17 protein-coding genes are annotated in these 17,049 nt (G+C 72.9%); 2 read left to right on the top strand and 15 right to left on the bottom strand.

The window, feature by feature from the left end; translation table 11 throughout:
• Window positions 1-68: 68 nt before the first annotated feature.
• The gene (locus HUT06_RS25325; protein WP_176198008.1) at window positions 69-1,136 is read right to left on the bottom strand and encodes an epoxide hydrolase family protein; all 1,068 of its coding nucleotides are present in this window, start codon (window positions 1,134-1,136) and stop codon (window positions 69-71) included.
• Entirely contained in the window at window positions 1,133-1,831 is a 699-nt protein-coding gene (locus tag HUT06_RS25320) for an alpha/beta fold hydrolase (protein ID WP_176198007.1), read from the bottom strand. The genes HUT06_RS25325 and HUT06_RS25320 overlap by 4 nt, the downstream gene beginning before the upstream one ends.
• Window positions 1,832-1,917: 86 nt before the next feature.
• Between HUT06_RS25320 and HUT06_RS25315 the strand changes: the two genes are divergently transcribed.
• On the top strand, window positions 1,918-2,865 hold the full coding sequence (locus HUT06_RS25315) for a YafY family protein (protein WP_176198006.1): 948 nt from the start codon (window positions 1,918-1,920) through the stop codon (window positions 2,863-2,865).
• A gap of 264 nt (window positions 2,866-3,129) precedes the next feature.
• On the opposite strand, the gene HUT06_RS25310 is transcribed toward HUT06_RS25315, so the two are convergent.
• Window positions 3,130-3,699 carry a TetR/AcrR family transcriptional regulator gene (locus tag HUT06_RS25310; RefSeq protein WP_176198005.1) on the bottom strand — a complete coding sequence of 190 codons (570 nt, stop codon included), beginning with the start codon at window positions 3,697-3,699 and terminating at the stop codon, window positions 3,130-3,132.
• A gap of 98 nt (window positions 3,700-3,797) precedes the next feature.
• On the opposite strand from HUT06_RS25310, the gene HUT06_RS25305 reads away from it, so the two are divergent.
• Entirely contained in the window at window positions 3,798-5,297 is a 1,500-nt protein-coding gene (locus tag HUT06_RS25305; RefSeq protein WP_217711445.1) for an MDR family MFS transporter, read from the top strand.
• Window positions 5,298-5,356: 59 nt separating this feature from the next.
• Here HUT06_RS25305 and HUT06_RS25300 read toward each other — a convergent pair whose 3' ends face one another.
• Genes HUT06_RS25300 through HUT06_RS25245 form a run of 12 tightly spaced genes read right to left on the bottom strand, consistent with a single transcriptional unit; the run spans window position 5,357 to window position 16,950 of the window.
• Window positions 5,357-6,505 (bottom strand): hypothetical protein, encoded by a 1,149-nt coding sequence (locus HUT06_RS25300; RefSeq protein WP_176198004.1) that lies wholly within the window; start codon window positions 6,503-6,505, stop codon window positions 5,357-5,359.
• Entirely contained in the window at window positions 6,505-6,888 is a 384-nt protein-coding gene (locus HUT06_RS25295; RefSeq protein ID WP_176198003.1) for a RidA family protein, read from the bottom strand. Before HUT06_RS25295 ends, HUT06_RS25300 begins: the two co-directional genes overlap by 1 nt.
• Window positions 6,889-6,898: 10 nt before the next feature.
• The gene (locus tag HUT06_RS25290) at window positions 6,899-7,849 is read right to left on the bottom strand and encodes a sugar kinase (RefSeq protein WP_176198002.1); all 951 of its coding nucleotides are present in this window, start codon (window positions 7,847-7,849) and stop codon (window positions 6,899-6,901) included.
• Window positions 7,846-8,487, bottom strand: a complete 642-nt coding sequence (locus tag HUT06_RS25285) for a bifunctional 4-hydroxy-2-oxoglutarate aldolase/2-dehydro-3-deoxy-phosphogluconate aldolase (protein ID WP_176198001.1) — start codon at window positions 8,485-8,487, stop codon at window positions 7,846-7,848. Before HUT06_RS25285 ends, HUT06_RS25290 begins: the two co-directional genes overlap by 4 nt.
• Window positions 8,488-8,498: 11 nt before the next feature.
• Entirely contained in the window at window positions 8,499-9,710 is a 1,212-nt protein-coding gene (locus HUT06_RS25280) for an alanine racemase (protein ID WP_176198000.1), read from the bottom strand.
• Window positions 9,707-10,528 carry an IclR family transcriptional regulator gene (locus HUT06_RS25275; RefSeq protein WP_176197999.1) on the bottom strand — a complete coding sequence of 274 codons (822 nt, stop codon included), beginning with the start codon at window positions 10,526-10,528 and terminating at the stop codon, window positions 9,707-9,709. Before HUT06_RS25275 ends, HUT06_RS25280 begins: the two co-directional genes overlap by 4 nt.
• Window positions 10,525-11,259 (bottom strand): MBL fold metallo-hydrolase, encoded by a 735-nt coding sequence (locus HUT06_RS25270; RefSeq protein ID WP_176197998.1) that lies wholly within the window; start codon window positions 11,257-11,259, stop codon window positions 10,525-10,527. Before HUT06_RS25270 ends, HUT06_RS25275 begins: the two co-directional genes overlap by 4 nt.
• Window positions 11,256-12,392 carry a M20 family metallopeptidase gene (locus tag HUT06_RS25265; RefSeq protein ID WP_176197997.1) on the bottom strand — a complete coding sequence of 379 codons (1,137 nt, stop codon included), beginning with the start codon at window positions 12,390-12,392 and terminating at the stop codon, window positions 11,256-11,258. Before HUT06_RS25265 ends, HUT06_RS25270 begins: the two co-directional genes overlap by 4 nt.
• Entirely contained in the window at window positions 12,392-13,348 is a 957-nt protein-coding gene (locus HUT06_RS25260; RefSeq protein ID WP_176197996.1) for an ABC transporter permease, read from the bottom strand. The genes HUT06_RS25265 and HUT06_RS25260 overlap by 1 nt, the downstream gene beginning before the upstream one ends.
• Window positions 13,348-14,292: an ABC transporter permease gene (locus tag HUT06_RS25255; protein ID WP_176197995.1), complete on the bottom strand. Its 945-nt coding sequence runs from the start codon at window positions 14,290-14,292 to the stop codon at window positions 13,348-13,350. Before HUT06_RS25255 ends, HUT06_RS25260 begins: the two co-directional genes overlap by 1 nt.
• On the bottom strand, window positions 14,285-15,895 hold the full coding sequence (locus HUT06_RS25250) for a sugar ABC transporter ATP-binding protein (RefSeq protein WP_176197994.1): 1,611 nt from the start codon (window positions 15,893-15,895) through the stop codon (window positions 14,285-14,287). The genes HUT06_RS25255 and HUT06_RS25250 overlap by 8 nt, the downstream gene beginning before the upstream one ends.
• 2 nt (window positions 15,896-15,897) lie before the next feature.
• Entirely contained in the window at window positions 15,898-16,950 is a 1,053-nt protein-coding gene (locus tag HUT06_RS25245; protein ID WP_176197993.1) for an ABC transporter substrate-binding protein, read from the bottom strand.
• Window positions 16,951-17,049 lie beyond the last annotated feature (99 nt).

Below are 17,049 nucleotides of genomic sequence, written 5' to 3'. Positions count from 1 at the left end.
CCGAGACCCCGCACGCGACGCCCCGGGGGGCGCCGTGCTTCTTCGAGCATCGCCCCGGGTGGGGCATGTCATCGGCGGGCGGTGAAGAACATACGGATGTCATCGGCGAGGAGTTGGGGTTCCTCTTGCGCGGCATGGTGTCCGCCTTTGTCGTAGGTGTTCCAGTGCACGATGGCGCCGTGGTCGCGTTCGGCGAGCGGGCGGATGGAGGGGAAGAAGTCGTCGGCGAAGCAGGCGAGGCCCAGCGGGACCGATGACGGCTCGGAGGGCGGCCTGTTGCCGTGATAGCCGGTCAGGGCCGAACTGCCGGCGGTGTCGGTCAGCCAGTAGATGGCGGCGTTGGTGAGGATGTAGTCGTCGCTCACCGCATCGCCGAACAGTTGCAGGTTCCAGGCCAGCTGGCCGGCCGGGGAGTCGGCGAGCGCGTACGCCAGGGTCTGCGGCTGGGTGGACTGGAGGGCGAGATAGGCGCTCCGGTCGGCCATGAAGCGTTCCAGGGCGGCCAGTTTCGCCCGGTCGCCGCTTCCCAGCCGGGCGCGCTCCGCCGCGTCGCCGGAGGGCAGGGAGAAGATCTGGGTGACGTGCACCCCGACGACGCGGCGAGGATCGAGGCGTCCGAGCTCGATGGAGATCAGGGAGCCGACGTCGTTGCCGTGCACGCCGTACCGTTCGTAACCGAGCCGGCGCATCAACACCGCCCACGCCGCGGCGACGCGGCGGCGGTTCCAGCCCGGCTCGCGCGGTACGCCGGAGAACCCGAAGCCGGGCACTGAGGGGATGACGAGGTGGAAGGCGTCGCTCAGCCGGTCGATCAGCGGCAGGAACTCGACGACCGACATGGGCCAGCCGTGGGTGAGGATGAGCGGCAGGGCGTCCGGCCGGGCCGAACGGATGTGCAGGAAGTGCACGTCAAGCCCGTCGATCTCGGTCGAGAACTGCGGGTGGACGTTGATCCGCCGCTCCCAGGCGCGCCAGTCGTAGCCGTCGCGCCAGTACTCGACCAGGTGCCGGACGCGGTCGGCGGGCACGCCGAGCCCCGCGCCGGGCAACGCGCGGGTGAAGCGGGTCGCGGCCAGCCGGGCTGCCAGGTCGTCCAGAGGCTCCTGCGGGATCTTCACCTGGTACGGCCGGATCATGACCGTGCCGCCTCGTCCAGCACCCGGGCCAGCAGCTCCGGTTCGGTGATCATCGGCCAGTGCCCGGCGTCCAGCGTGATGACCTCCATGCCCGGCATGCTCGGCGGGGCGCCCAGGTCGCCCGCGCAGGCGATGTAGGTGCGGGGCAGCGCCTGCACCGCGCCCAGGTCGGCCGGCGCGGGGTCCTGGTAGGTGCCGATGGGCTGGCCGGCGCCGCGTGCCCGCAGCCAGGCCCGGTCTTCGGAGGTGAGCCCGTGGTCGCCGAAGCCGGCGTCGATGATCTCGTCGCTCATCACCGGGATCCGCCCGTCCCGGACGGTCTCCATGATCGCGTCGACGACGTGCGCGGGCGTGCTGTCGAACAGGCTCTTGCCCGGTTCGGGCAGGAGCGCGGCGAGGTAGACCAGCCGGGAGATGCGCCCGGGAATCGCGGCGGCGGCGATCGTGGCCGGGGCCCCACCGTAGGAGTGCGCCACCAGCACCACGTCGCGCAGCCCGGCGTGCTCGATCGCGGCCGTGATGTCGCGGGCGTGCGTGGTGAGCGTCGTGTCCGGCGAGCCCAGATGCGCGCGGTCGCCGAAACCAGTGAGGGTCAGCGGGTGCACCTGGTGGCCGTACGCGGTCAGCAGCGGCGTGACGCGCTCCCAGGCCCACGCGCCGAGGAACGAACCGCCGACAAGAACGATGGTCGACATCGCGTCGACTCCTTTCGATCGATCTCTTACCGGCGCGAGGCTAGGGAAGATTGTGGACGTTTTTCGCCCTCATTAGGATCGTGATCGTGTCCCGTCCTGCGACGCGTGTCCTGGCACTGCTGGAGATCCTGCAAGACCGCGGCCTGGTGCCCGCCGACGAACTCGCCCGGCGTCTGGACGTCGACGCCCGCGCCGTTCGCCGCTACATCACCGCCCTGCGCGACATGGACATCCCCGTCGAGTCCGTCCGCGGACGCTACGGCGGCTACCGGCTGGCCCGCGGTGTCCGCCTGCCGCCCCTGATGCTCGCCGACGACGAAGCGGTCGCCGTCGCGGTCGCGCTGGCCACCGGCAAGCAGCGCGACCAGGTCGGAGAGCCCGGCCCTACCGACCGGGCGCTGGTCAAACTCAACCGCGTGCTACCCGCGCCGCTGCGGCGGCGCGTCACCGCGCTGATCGCCGCCACCTCCGCGACGGCGGGCCCGCTGACCCCCGAACCCCACCTGGCGCTGACGCTCGCCGCGGCCGCCCACGCGCGCCGCACCGTCCGGATCGAGCACACCCGCGGCGCACGCGAGGTCGACCCGTACGGGCTCGTCGTGCACGCACGCCGCTGGTACCTGGTCGGCCACGACCATCTCCGCGCCGCCATCCGCATGTACCGCCTGGACCGGATCAGCGACGCCGCCGAACTCCCCGGCACGTTCACCCCGCCCGACGGTTTCGACCCTGTCACCCACGTCCTGCGCGCGTTGACGCTCGGCGCCTGGACCCACCGCACCGAGGTATGGCTCGACACCGACCTGGACACCGCCCGCGACCATCTGCCGGCCACCTTCGGAGACCTGCACGCCTGCCCTGACGGCGGCGTGCTCCTGGTCAGCGGCGCGGAGAACCTGCCCGCCATGGCGCGCATCCTCACCGGCCTGCCCTGGCCCTTCGCCGTCCGCCATCCGCCCGCGCTGGTCGAGGCGCTCGCCGACCACGTCACCGCGCTCACCCTGGCCGTCGCCCGCTCCCGCCCCGCACCGTAGCCCCCGGCGCCAGGGCGCGGCGACCGGGCATCAGCCGTCCAGGAACCCGCTCATCGGAACCCGCCCGGTGATCAACCGCTCCGGCAAGCCGCGGCCGGCCTGGCCGGCGCGGCGACCGGCCGCTCGGGACCGATCGTCCCGACGGCCTTGCGAGGCCGCCTTCCGGGACGATGCCCTGGCGCGCGACGGTGGATCTTTGCCATGCGCACCACCCTGGCCCCGGCCGGTCATGGTTCGCGTGCCCCCCAGGTGCCAAGTGGGGTGTCAGTGCACCAGGGGGAGGAAGATCGTGTCGACGATCTCCTCGAGGACGTGATCGGGTACCGGGGCGAACGTCGAAAGGATCTCGTGGCGCAGCAGGACGAAGGGGAGGGTCTTGATGCGCTCGGTGAGGAGTTCCGGCTCGATCTCGCCGCGGTCGACGGCGCGCTCGAAGAGCATGTCGAGTGCCGCTGCGCGGCCCGTCGCGACGGGGTCGAACAGGCTGCTGGGGCTTCTCCCCGTCTCGCGGTAGTAGCTGGCCAGGTGTGCGTACATCACGGTGATCAGTTGCACGTGGGCGGTGGCGATCTCCCGCATCAAGGCGAGGAGGTCCCCGCGCAGGCTGCCCGTATCGGGGACGGCGGGGCGGGACTCCCGCAGGACGTGGACGATGGTGGCCCGGATGAGTTCGTCGCGATCGGACCATCGGCGGTAGAGCACCGGCGGGCTGGTGCCCGCGCGCTTGACGACGGCGTCCATGGTGAATCTGGCGTAGCCGCTGTCGGTGAGTTCGTCCCAGGACGCGTCGAGGAGCGCCTTCTCCAGTTCCGCCCCGCGGCGTCGCTGTGCCATCGCCCGGACCTCCCACCTTAGATAGAGTTGCCTTTCTTAGCTTACCGGCCTACCTTGAGGAGAGTAAGGAAGAGCCTTCTATCTTATAGGGGTCGCTGGTGCGCGCTTCCCGCGAGGTCGAGCCCGTCTGCGCTGGTCCCGGCCGTGTAGACCCCGCCGTGCTGCGCATGGCGGTCACCCTGATCGTCGGCGCTCTCGGTGTCGTCTTCGACACCACGATCATCAGCGTCGCTCTGAACGACCTGGCCACAGAGCTCGACGCCCCGCTGTCGACCATCCAATGGGTCGGCACCGGCTACATGCTGGCCGTCTTCATCACCATCCCGCTCGCCGGATGGGCCCAGTCCCGGCTCGGCGGCCGGCGCCTCTGGGTGCTCGCTCTGGCCGGCTTCCTGACCGGCTCGATCCTGAGCGCGCTGGCCTGGAACGCCACCGGCCTCATCGCCTTCCGGATCGTCCAGGGCCTCGCCGGCGGCATCCTGATGCCGCTGATGTACACGCTGCTCATGCAGGCCGCCAAGGGCCGCGACATCGGCAAGATCATGGCCGTCATCACCGTGCCCACGGCGCTCGGCCCGATCCTCGGCCCCGTCCTCGGCGGCCTCATCCTCCACCTGGCCGACTGGCGCTGGCTCTTCTTCGTCAACATCCCCTTCTGCCTTATCGGCATATGGCTCGCCCGGCGCGAGCTGCCCGACGACCGGCCCGCACTCGCCCGGCCCCGCGCCCGCTTGGACGCCGTTGGCCTGCTCCTGCTCTGCCCGGGGTCCGCGTCCCTTCTCTACGGCCTCTCCCGAGTCGACGGCGGCACGGGCTTCGCCAGTGCCCAAGTGCTCACCCCGCTGTTCGCCGGGCTCGCTCTGGTCGGGGGCTTCACCGTCTGGACGCTCACCCGCGCGTCCGCTCCGCTGGTCGATGTGCGCATGCTCCGGCACCGCTCGGTGGCGTCATCGTCCACCCTGCTCTTCCTGGGCGGAATCTCCCTGTTCGGGTCGATGATGCTGCTGCCCCTGTACCTCCAGCAGGTTCGCGGCGCGACGCCGCTCGGCGCGGGAATGATGCTCATCCCTCAGGGAGTCGGGGCCCTTGTCGCCCGCGGGCTGGCAGGGAGGTACATGGACCGGGTCGGCCCCCGCGCGGTGGCCCTCGCGGCCTTCGCCCTCGTCGCCGCGTCCACCGTGCCGTTCGCCTTCGTCACCGCCACCACCAGCGGAATCCCGCTCACGGCCGCGCTGTTCATCCGCGGCATCGCCCTGGGCGCCGCCATGATCGCGCCGATGGGGGCCGCCTTCGTCGGGCTGGAGCATGAGGAGATCCCCGACGCCAGCATGATCACGCGTGTCGCTCAGCAGATCGGCGGTGCGGTGGGCGTCGCCGTCCTCCTCGTCGTCCTTCAACGGAACATCGCGGACGCCCGCACCCCCGACGCGCTCGCAAGCGCCTTCGACAACGCGTTCTGGTGGTCCGTGGCCCTCACCGTCGCCGCCATTCCGCTCTGCCTGTTCCTGCCCAGCCTTCCCGCCGCGACGGCCCTCGCTGACAACAAAGCGCAAGAGACGGGCAACGACGCAGGCTCGACCGCACAGCGGTCCTCGTGAGGTGGTGATGCCGTGGCCGAATGTTGCTGTGCGAGCCGCGAGTCAGTTGGCCGACGGCCTCATCCCTCGCGACGGATGCGGGCCAGGGTGGGGAGCGGGGTCAGGCCGTAGGCGTAGTAGTCGACGGCGTCCGCGCCGGACGTGCGGGCCGCGGCGACCTTGGCCGACAGGTGGTCGGCCGACGTCGTGTCGGGATGACCCGGGCGCAGGACGGCCCGGAGTGCCGGTTCGGGGCCCAGGGCCTTGCGGTAGGCGGCCACGTCCTCGGCCACGCGCGCCGTTTCACGGGCGTAGCAGAGGATCGCGTAGGACGGGACGGCCGAGGCCAATGCCGTCGGGTCCACGCCGATTCGCCGGGCGGAGGCGGCGGCCGGGGCACCTGTGGGGCGCCCGTCGGCATAGCCCAGGACGGCACCCGTGAGGTCGATGAACGTCAACTGGGACCCCTCCGCCGACACGGCTTCGGCCACCTCGGCGGCCAGGGACGTGACGATCGGTGCGCGGGCCCGGGCGTAGGCGGTGAGGACGTCCGGGACGTCGCTCGCGGGTGGGCCGCCGTCCAGAACGGCGGTCGTCAGGCGGGCGGCCACCGCGCGGGCCTCGGCGGCGTGCGGGAGCCGGGCGGCGCAGGAGGAGCAGAAGCACAGGCCAAGGGCGAATTCGGCGGCCGGTCCCAGGTCCACGAAAGAGCGTTCGTGGTGGTAGCCATGGCCGAACGTCCCGAAATGCAGGGATTCCGCGACCACCGTGTCGACACCTTGGCGGGCTATGGCGCGTCCCAGGGCGACGGCGTACGCGCGGACGTCCGGGTTGGACGGGCACAGGTCGGCGGGTGCGGCACGGTCGCCGAAGCAGTTCTGCTGGGTGACGTCCGGAAAGGCCAGACCAAGGGTGGTGTTGTGCAGGAAGACACCCCAGCCGTGCAGCGCGGCACCAAGCCGGTGGGTCTCCTCTCGAAGCGTTCGTATGGGGTCGCGCGCGGCGTCCTTCTGCACCGGTGGCTGGAGGCGAAGCCCGTCGAAGAGGTCGCCGGGAGGGAAGTGGATCCCGTCATGGCGGAAGGTGACGCGGCTGACGCCGTGCGGGGTCACGTCTCTGGCGCGGTGGTAGGCGGCGCCGATGGTGATGGACGAGACACCGTGGGAGAGGATCCGCGCGGCGTCCGCGCCGCGCAGATCCTCCACCATCACGTAGAGCGACGAGTCCATCAGCTCTTCTTGTAGGCGACGAAGTCGATCTCGACCAGGATGTTCATCAGGGTCGACCCCACGGTCGTGCGCACCGGGTAGGGCTGGGTGAAGTGCTCCCGGTACACCTCGTCATAGGCGGCGAAGTCGCGGTGCAGGTCCTGCAGGTGGACGGTCGACTTCACCACGTCGTCCAGGCCCAGGCCGTGCTCGCGCAGGATCGCGGCCAGGTTGGCGAGGACCTGCCGGGTCTGCGTGGCGACGTCCGTGCCGACGACCTCCCCGGTCTTCGGGTCGAGCGGCCCCATCCCGGACGTGTACACGAAATCGCCGACCACGAGGCCCTGCGAGTAGGTGCCGGCGGGCGGGGCGGAGTCCGCGCTGCGAAGTTCACGCTTGCTCATATCTGTCTCCTCATCGGCTGACGTTGTCTTCGGTGGTCTTCATGAAGGCCAGGTCGGCGCGGCTGGGCAGGCCCTCCCAGTCGCCGCGGACGGTCACCGCGTACGCGCCCGCCGCCGTGGCGGTGGCCAGCCGGGCGGCGACCGGCAGGCCGCGGGCGAACTCCGCCAGGTAGCCGGCGGCGAAGGCGTCCCCCGCGCCGACCGGGTCCACGACGGGCACCTTGTGCGCGGGCTGGACGTGCAGCGTCCCCGCGCAGTGCGCGACCACCCCGGCGGCGCCCCGCTTCACCAGGACGTCGCGCGGGCCCAGCGCGGCCAGCGCCGCGGCGAGCCCGGCCGGGTCGTCGCCGCGGACGACCAGCCGCGCCTCCTGCTCGGTCGCGAACACCAGGTCGGCGCGTTCGACCAGGTGGTGCAGGCATTCGCCGGCCTCGGCCGGCGTCCAGAGCGCCGACCGGTAGTTGAGGTCGAGGGAGACCGGCACGCCCGCGTCGCGGGCCGTCTCGACCGCGTCGTCCAGGGCCCGGCGGGCGGTGTCGCTGATCGCGGCGGTGATCCCGGTGACGTGCAGGACGCGGGCGGAGCGGATCAGCTCGTGCGGGACGTCGGCGGGGCTCAGCCGCGACCCGGCGCTGCCCGTCCGGTAGTACTGGACGCGGGTCAGCGTCCCCGACCGGCGCTCCTTGAACAGCAGCGCGGTCGGCGCGGACTCGTCCACCACCGTGTGCCCGAGCCGGACGCCCTCCCCGGCGAGCGCCGTGGTGATGAGGCGCCCGAACTCGTCGTCGCCGACGCGGCCGAACCAGGCGGCGGTGCCGCCGAGACGGGCGAGGCCGATCGCCGTGTTCGACTCGGCGCCGCCGATGCCGAGGTCGAGCGAGCGGGCGTGCCGCATCGGCCCGACGACCGGGTTGTCCAGCCGCGCCATGGTCTCGCCGAACGTGACGAGATCAACGCTCATCTCGAGGCCTCCACGGCTGCGAGGAGGTGGGTCGCGCGGGAGGTCAGGGCGTCGAGGGAGCCGCCGTCGAGGGCGTCGCCGATCAGCGCGCCGCCCGCGCCGACGGCTACGGCGCCCGCCGCGATGTAGTCGGCGGCGTTGTGCGGGCCGATGCCGCCCGTCGGCAGCAGCCGGACGTCCCGGAACGGTTCCCGCAGGGCGCGCAGGTAGCCCGGCCCGAACGTGCTCGCCGGGAAGATCTTGACGGCGGTCGCGCCGAGGTCCCAGGCGCGGGCGACCTCGGTCGGCGTGAGCGCGCCCGGGTAGTAGGCGACGCCCGCGTCGCGGGCCACGGCGGCGACCTCCGCGTTCGTGTCGGGGGCGACGAGGAAGGACGCGCCCGCGGCGACGGCGGCCGTCGCCTCCGCCGCGGTCCGGACCGTGCCGGCGCCGAGGTCGGCGTCCCCGGGCAGCCGGTCGCGCGCCGCGCCCAGGGCGTCCAGCGCGCCCGGGGTGTTCAGGGTGACCTCCAGGCAGCGGACGCCGGCGGCGGCCAGGGCGGCCAGGACGTCGGCGACGCGGTCGGCGCGGGTGCCGCGGACGACCGCGACCACTCCGGTCGCCGTCAGCGCGGCGCCCGGCGCCAGGCGGGGGATCATTGGGCGTCCTCTCAGAAGTACGTGCGGATCAGGTCGATGACCGTGTGGTCGTCGTCCACGACGGGGATGACCTGCCACTTGTCGAAGGCCGTGCACGGGTGGGAGATGCCGAAGCAGACCAGGTCGCCGGGGCGCGGTGCCGGGTCGGTGAACGCGAGGTAGGCGTGGTGGTCGTTGGTGTCCGTCACGCTCATCCCCGCGGCCGGGACGATCGCGCCGTCCGCCCGGCGGAGCCGCAGCGGGACGGGCAGCCCGGCGTCGTAGGGGGCCTCCCGCTTGCCCATCCCCACGATCGCGAGGCCGGGCTCCGGGACGGAGGTGACCTGCGCCCAGATCTCCAGCGCCGCGTCCAGCGAGCCGGGCACCCGGTTGAACGGCGTCCGCTCGGTGTAGATGCCGTCGTCGTGCGAGACGTAGGCGCCGCTGCGCAGGACCACGATGAGGTCGTGGCCGGGCAGCCAGTCGCCCGCGAGCTGCTCGGCGACCTGGTCGAAGTAGGCGCTGCCGCCGGCGGTGACGACGACGTCGCGGGGGAGCAGCGGGGACAGCTCGATCGTCGCGTCGCGCAGCGCCCGCAGGTACCGGGCGGCGGACGGGACGTCCGGCAGCCCGCCCTCGTATCCGGCGACCCCGGCGAGTTCGGTGCCGGGCGCGGCGGCGACCGCGCGGGCGACCCCGGCCAGCTCCCCGGCCGTCCGGCAGCCGGTGCGCCCGCCGGGGTGGCCGAGCTCGACCAGCACCCGGAACGGGCGCTGCCCGGCCGCGGCGGAGATCGCGGCGACGCCCTCGGGCGAGTCCGCGTACAGCAGGAACTCCATGCCGCGGTCGACCTCGCCGCCCAGCCAGCGCAGCGCGGTCGGGTCGAGCAGCTCGTTGGCCAGCAGGATCCGCGGCACGCCGAACGTCCGGTAGGCGAGGACCTGGTTCGCGGTCGCGGCGGTGATCCCCCAGGCGCCCGCGTCCAGCTGCTCCTGGAAGAGCGACGGCGCCATGGACGTCTTGCCGTGCGGCGCGAACGCGAGCCCGTGCTCGCCGCAGAACGCCGCGAGCGCCGCGATGTTGTGGTCCAGCGCCGACCGCCGCGCCACCATGACGGGCCAGGTGAACGGCCCGCCGAACAGCGGGTGCCGGGCGGCGGCGAACTCCTCCAGCGGGACGGCCCGCGGCTGCCACAGGCCCTTCGTCCGCCAGTCGGCCCGCTCGCTCGGGATGGTGAGGCTCACGGCTGGTTCCCTTCGTCGTTGCGGCGGCGGCGCGGCCGGGACGAGCCGAGCACGCGGGAGATCTCCAGGCCGGTCCGGGCGACCATCGGGCCGACCTCCCGGACCCGCGCCGGCGTCATCCGCGATGTCAGCCCGGACACGCTCAGCGCGCCCACCGCCCGGTCGGTGTGGTCGAAGACGGGCGCCGCGACGCACCGGACCTCCGGCTCGTTCTCCCGGTCGTCCACGGCGTACCCGGACAGGCGCACCCGCTCCAGTTCGGCGGCGAGGCGGGCCGGGTCGGTGATCGTCCGCTCGGTGCGCGGCGGCATCCCGGCCGCGACGACGAGCTGGAAGTCGTCCTCGCCGAGCCAGGCCAGGATGGCCTTGCCGACGGCCGTCCGGTAGGCGGGCATCCGCATCCCGACCCGGGACGCCATCCGGACGTTGTGCTCGTTCTCCACCTTGTCGATGTAGACCACGTCGGGCGCCTCGTAGACGACGAGGTGGCAGGTCTCCCCGACGACGTGCTGGAGGCGGCGCAGCGGGTCGGCGGCGACCGACCGGATGTCCAGCGTCGACAGGTACGCCTGGCCGAGCCGCAGCGCGCCGTGCCCGAGCCGGAACCAGCCGTTCTCCCGGTCCCGGGTGAGCAGGTCGCCGTCGATGAGCGGCTGCGCGAGCCGCAGCACCGTGCTCTTGCTGACGCCGAGCTCGTCGGCGATGCGGGTCAGCGACACGCCCCGCGCGTCGGCGTGGTCGCGGACGTGGTCGAGCACCGCGAGCGCGCGGCGCAGCGACGACGACTGGTTGCGGGGCTTCGTCTCGTCGATGCTCATGTGGTGCTCCCCGGAAGCAGGCCGCGGCCGAGGACGTCCCGCGCGGTCCGCAGGTGCCGTCCCGCGCGGGCGAGGGATATCTCGTGGTGGCCCGGCAGCAGCATGTCGACCTCCAGCCCGGCGAGCCGGGCGAGGCTCGCGGCGTACTCCGGTACCCGCGCGTCGTGGAGACTCTGCAGCGAGATCCGTCCGCCGGTGAACACGCAGTCGCCGGAGAACAGCGCCCGCCCCCCGGGCGCGTCGAGCAGGTAGCAGGTGTGCCCGTCCGCGTGCCCGGGGGTGGCGACGGCCCGCAGGACGACGCCCCCGCCGAGGTCGACCTGCTCGCCGTCCGCGATGGGACGCACCGCCGGGCACGCCGCGAACGCGTACTCGTCCGGGTAGACCCCGGCCGCCTTGCCGCGGTCGACGCTGAGCAGCTCCTCGTCGCCGGCCGCGATCCACCGGTCCGCCGGTGCCCCCGCGCGGACGGCGATCCCCGCGACGCTCCGCGCCAGCTCGGCGGCGCCGCCCGCATGGTCGGCATGCCCGTGGGTGAGCAGCAGGTGCCGCTCGCCCGTCTCGCCGCGCAGCCGCTGAGCGAACTCCCGGGCGGACGCCCCGGCCCCGGCGTCGATCAGCGCCGCTCCAGCCGGCCCCCGCACGAGGTACACGTGGCAGTCCAGCGGATCGGTGAGGTCGAACCCGGCCGCTCCGCTGCCGATGAGTTCGATGTGCTCGGTCAGCTTCACGCCCGGCTCCCGTCGAGGGACCGGACGGCGTCGGCGACCAGCCTGGCGGCCAGCTCCACGTCGGCGAGCGCCACCGATTCGTCGGCGGAGTGCGCGTCGGTGATCGAGCCGGGGCCGAACACGACCGAGGGGATGCCCGCGCGTGCCAGCTTGCTCGCGTCGGTGCCGAACGGCATGCCCTGGACGGCCGCCGGACGTCCCGCCGCCTCCAGCACGCGGCGGAGCGCGGCCGGTACCGGGCTGGACGCCGGGGTGTCGAGGGCGTAGTCGACGGTGAACGGCTCGTCCACCTCGATCCGGCCGGGGAGGAGGGCGGCCAGCTCGGCGCGGTCGCGGCGCCACACCTCCAGGGGGTCCTCGCCGGGGAGGGTGCGGCGGTCGATGTCGATCTCGCAGCGGCCCGGAACGGTGTTCGGCCCCTCGCCGCCCCTGATCCGGGTGACGCAGCGGGTCGCCGGCCCCAGCAGGGCATGCGGCGCGACGTCCGGCTCGGCGGCGGCGATGTGGTCGATGACGCGGGACATGAGGGTGACGGCGTTGACGGCCTCGTCCGGCCGGGAGCTGTGCCCGGCCCTCCCCAGCGTGCGGACGGTGTAGCGGACGCAGCCCTTGTGCGCGGTCGCGGGCACCAACCCGGTCGGCTCGCCGACGATGGCGCCCACCACCGGCAGGTCGCCGAGGTCGGAGATCAGGCCGAGGACGCCCTGGTAGGCGTGCTCCTCGTCCATCACCCCGGCGAGGACGACGCCCGCCTCCGGCGGGTCGGCGGCGAGCTCGACCGCCGCCTGCATGAACGCCGCGAGAGGTCCCTTGGCGTCGCAGGCGCCGCGGCCGTAGAGGCGGCCGTCCCGGATCGTCCCGGCGAACGGGTCGATCGACATGCCGGTGGTCTCGACCGTGTCCAGGTGCGATTCGAGCAGCACCATGCGGGGCCCGCGCCCCGGCACGGTCGCGACGACGTTGGGACGTCCCGGCAGCACCTCCCTCAGCTCGGCCTCGATTCCGCGGCCTGCCAGCCAGTCGCGGACGTACTCGGCGATCGCCGCTTCGCCGAACCCGGGCCCGGAACCGGCGCGCGGGTTGACGCTGGCGATGCCGACCATGGCCTGTAGCAGTTCCCCCGAGGACGTCATCAGGACCGCCGTTCCCTGGCGTAGGCGAGCAGGAGCGCGATGATGAGCAGCCCGAGCACGATCTGCCGGACGCCCTCCGACACGTTCCACGCCGCCAGCAGCGCCGTCAGCAGTGTCAGCAGCAGGGCGCCCGCGACCGTCCCGAGGACGTGCCCGCGCCCGCCGAGAATGGACGTCCCGCCCAGCACGACCGCCGCGATCGACAGCAGCTGGTACGGGTTGCCCATCGTCAGCGAACTGGTGGACGTGAACCCGAGCAGCACCAGCCCGGACACCCCGGCGAGCAGCGCGCACGTCCCGTAGGCGATGAACGCGGTGCGCGCGAGCGGCACCCCCGACGCGCGCGAGGCCCGCTCCCCGTTGCCGAGCGCGAACACGTACCGTCCGACCCGGGAAGCGTGCAGCAGCCAGGCCGCGACCGCGGTGATGGCGATCCACAGGACGAACGCGAGCGGCACCCCCGCGACGCGGTCGTTGGCGAACGACGCCAGCAGCGGCACCTTCGCCGACTTCGGCGACCCGTCGGTGTAGACGAGCAGCGCGCCGGCGACGATCGTGCCGGTGGCCAGCGTCATCACCATCGGCGGCACCCGCAGCCAGGTCACCCCGGCCGCGTTGGCGACCCCGACGAGGACGCTCGCCAGGAGCGCCGCGGCGATGCCCGCCGCCCCGCCCGAGCCGGACGCGACCTGCGCGCACACGACCGCCGACAGCGCGACGACGCCCGACACCGACAGGTCGATGCCGCTCATCATGATCACGAGGGTCTGGCCGACGGCGACGATGCCGAGGAACGCGGCGGTCTGCACCAGGTAGCGGACGCTGGAGACGCTGTCGAAGCCCTTCGCGAACAGGATCGCGGCGATCCACGTCACGATGAGCACGCCGAACGCCCAGGCGGCGCGGTTGTCCCGCAGCACCCTCGGCACTGCGGCGGCCCGCGGTAGCGCGGTCATCAGTCCGTCCTCTCCCGGGTCGCGAACGTCTTGACGGCGATCGCCACGATCAGCACCGCGCCCTGCATGATCAGCTGGTAGAAGGGCGACAGGCCGGTGAACAGCAGCAGGTTCGTCAGCAGGCCGATCAGCAGCGCGGCCAGGACGGTCGCGCGCATCTGCCCGACGCCGCCGAAGAAGCTGACCCCGGCGAGCACGGACGCGGCGATCGAGTTGAGCGTGTACGGGGCGCCGATCGTGGCGTCCCCCGAGCCGGTCTGGACGGCGAGGCCGATCCCGGCGAGGCCGATGAAGACGCCGGCCAGCGCGTAGGCGGAGATCTTCACCTTCCGCGTCGCGATGCCGCTGGCGTAGGCGCCGTGCTCGTTGCCGCCGACCGCGTACAGCGAGAGCCCGAACCGGGTCGTCCGGACGACCTTCCACAGCACCAGGACCAGGACGATCGCGAGGGCTGGCAGCGCGATCCCGTTCCAGCCGTTGTTGTAGGCCTTGACCAGGCCGGACGGGACGCTGCCGCCCGGCTGGGGGAGCACCACGAGCGTGACGCCGCCCCACAGGAACGACGCGGCCAGCGTCACGATGATCGGCGGCAGCCCCGCGTACGCGACGAGCACGCCGTTCGCGGCCCCGGTCGCGGCGGCGGCCAGCAGCGCCAGCACGGCCGCGAGCACGACGCCGTCCTCCGCCCGGACGGCGAACACCGCCATCGCGAGCGCCAGCACCGAGCCGAGCGACAGGTCGATGCCGCCGGCCAGCATGACGGTGCTCTGCCCCATCGCGGCCAGGATCAGCGGCAGGAACTGCGCCGACAGGATCGTGATCGACGCCGGGGTGAACACCTCGGAGTCGTAGTGGCTGTAGACGGCGAGCAGGACGACCAGCAGCGCGCCGAGGCCCGCCACGTCCACGTTGCCGCGCAGCGCGCCGGTGAGCCGGTCAGGCATGCGCCACCGTCCCGGTCACGGAGGCGCGGACCAGCCGCTCCTCGGTGAGGTCGCCGCCCGACAGCCGGTCGACGACCGCGCCCTCGTACATGACGGCGACCTCGTCGCACAGGCCGACCAGTTCCATGGTGTCTCCCGAGGTGACCAGCACCGCCACGCCGCCGTCGGCCAGCCGGCGGAGCAGGTGGTAGATCTCGCGCTTGGTGCCGACGTCGATGCCGCGGGTCGGCTCGGCCAGCAGCAGGACCCGCGGCTCGGACGGCAGCCAGCGGGCCAGCGCGACCTTCTGCTGGTTGCCGCCGGACAGCCGGCGCGCCTCCTGCTCCGGCCCGGTCACCTTGATCCGCATCCGCTCGATGAGGTCGTCGACCAGCCGGGCCTCGGCGCCGCGGTCGACGGTGGTGAGCCGCCGCGCGGGCGTGACGACGTCGAGGTTGGTGAGGGACAGGTTCGCCCGCACGGTCTGCGCCACGTGCAGGCCCTCGACCTTGCGGTCCTCCGGCACGTAGGCGATGCGGGCGCGGATCGCCGCGCGCGGGGACGCGAGGCGGGCGGGGCGCCCGTCCAGCTCGATCCGCCCGGTGTGCCGGACGAGCCCGAACAGCGCGCGCAGCACCGCCCGCTGCCCCTGGCCCTGGAGGCCGCCGAGGCCGATGATCCGGCCGGGCTCCAGGTCGAGGTCGACGCCGGCGCAGGCGCCGGGGACGGTCAGCCCCCGCGCGCTCAGCACCGGCCCGCCGGTCGGGACGGGTGTCGCGTCCTTCGCGGCCCTCTTCTCCGCGGCGATCTCCGTCTCGGACGGGATCGCCGCGATCTGCGCCGCGTCCGGGCTGGCCGCGCTCCCCTGCGGCACCGCTCCGGCCTTCGGCGGGAACAGGTCGGACAGCTCCCGGCCGATCATCAGGCGCACGATGTCGTCGTGGTCGGTCTCCGCCCGCTCCCGGGTGGCCATGACCGCGCCGTCCTTGAGGACGGTCAGCCGGTCGGCGATGGCGAACAGCTCGCCCATCCGGTGGCTGACGGTGATCACGGACGAGCCCGCCTCGCGCAGCTCGTCCACGACCTCGAACACGCACTTGACCTGGTCGTCGTCCAGCGCGGACGTCGCCTCGTCCAGGATGAGCAGGCGCGGGGCGGACGCGAGCGCCTTGGCCAGCTCGACGAGCTGCTGCTGGCCGAGCGGGAGGCGTCCCGCCCGGGTCAGCGGGTCGGCGTCCAGGCCGACGCGCTCCAGCAGCGGCCGGGCGCGCCGGGCCAGGTCGCGGCGCAGGACGAGCCCGCGCCGCGCCGGCCACTGGCCGAGGAACACGTTCTCGGCGATGGTCTGGTGCGGGTTGAGGCTGAGCTCCTGGTGCACCGAGCCGATCCGGGCGGCCCGCGCGCGGTGCGGCGACCAGTCGCGGACGGGGTCGCCGTCGTAGACGACGCGCCCGGAGTCCGGCGCCAGCAGCCCCGTGATCAGGGACAGCACGGTGCTCTTGCCCGCGCCGTTCTCGCCCACGAGCGCGAGCACCTCACCGGCGCGGACGTCGAAGCTCACCTCGTGCAGCACGCGGTTGCCCGCGAAGGACTTGGAGACCCGCTCGACGGCCAGGAGTGTCATGGCTACTTGCCGATCAGCTTGTCGATCTCGGACTGCGGCAGCTCCTGGATGGGGTAGGAGTCGTCCGGCTGGTCCGGCTTGACGTACTCGCTCAGGTTCTCGTTGGTGATCTTGGGCAGCGGGACGGTGATCTGGTTCGGCACCGTCGCCCCGCCGGCCTTCGCGACCGCCGCCCGCAGCGCGATCACTCCGAGGTAGTTGGGCTGCGCCGTGGACAGCGAGGAGAACCCGGCGTCCTTGTTCTGCTGCCACAGCTTCAGGAAGCCGTTGTAGTTCTCGCCGGTGATCGGCACGAGCTTCTTCTTCTGCTTGACGAGCGTCTGCAGCGCCGCCGCCGACAGGGCGCCGCCCTGCGAGAACACGCCGTCGATGTCGGGGTTCGCGGAGTACGCGGAGGCGAACGCCTGCGCGGCCGGGGCCAGGTTGTACTCGCTGTGGACGTTCGAGACGACCTTGATGCCGGGGAACTTCTTCAGCGCCTCCTCGGCGCCCTTCCAGCGCTGCTCGCTGACCGCCACGCCGGCCGGGCCGTTGAACGCGATGATCTTGCCCTTGCCGCCCAGCGTCTCGCCGAGCCACTGGCCCATCATCCGGCCCCACTCGGTCTGGTCGGTGCCGACGCGCACGACCTTCTCGGAGGTGACCAGGCTGTCGAAGTTGACGACCGTGATGCCCGCGTTCGCGGCCTGCTCCAGCGCCGGGTTCAGCGCCGTGGACGACCCGGCGTCCACCAGGATGACGTCGTACTTCTGCTGGATCATCGCCCGGATCTGGGCGATCTGCTGGGAGGTGTCGCCGTTGGCGTTGAACACCTGGTAGTCGGCGACCTTGCCGTCCTTCTTCAGCTTCGCGACATCGTCCTTGATCATCTTGTCGGTCTGCTGCATCCACGACGGGGTCAGGTAGATCGTGGACCAGCCCACCTTGAGGGCCTTGGACTTGCCGGTGCCGCCGGACGAGCCGCCGTCGCCGGAATCGACGCCGCAGGCGGCCGTGGCGGTCAGCGTGCCCAGCGCCGTGACGGCCACGATGGCGCGCGTGAACCTACCGATCATGGATGGACTCCTTGTGCTGGTCCGGAGCCCGAGCGGGCTCCGGCGAACTGGGCGGGGGGTGTCTTGGGGTCAGGCGGGTGTTCAGGGTCGGGAGGGTGT

Source organism: Actinomadura sp. NAK00032 (genome assembly GCF_013364275.1).
Classification (GTDB): Bacteria; Actinomycetota; Actinomycetes; order Streptosporangiales; family Streptosporangiaceae; genus Spirillospora.
The sequence above is the reverse complement of the archived record's forward strand: the minus strand, read 5'-3'. Positions and strand labels throughout refer to the sequence as shown.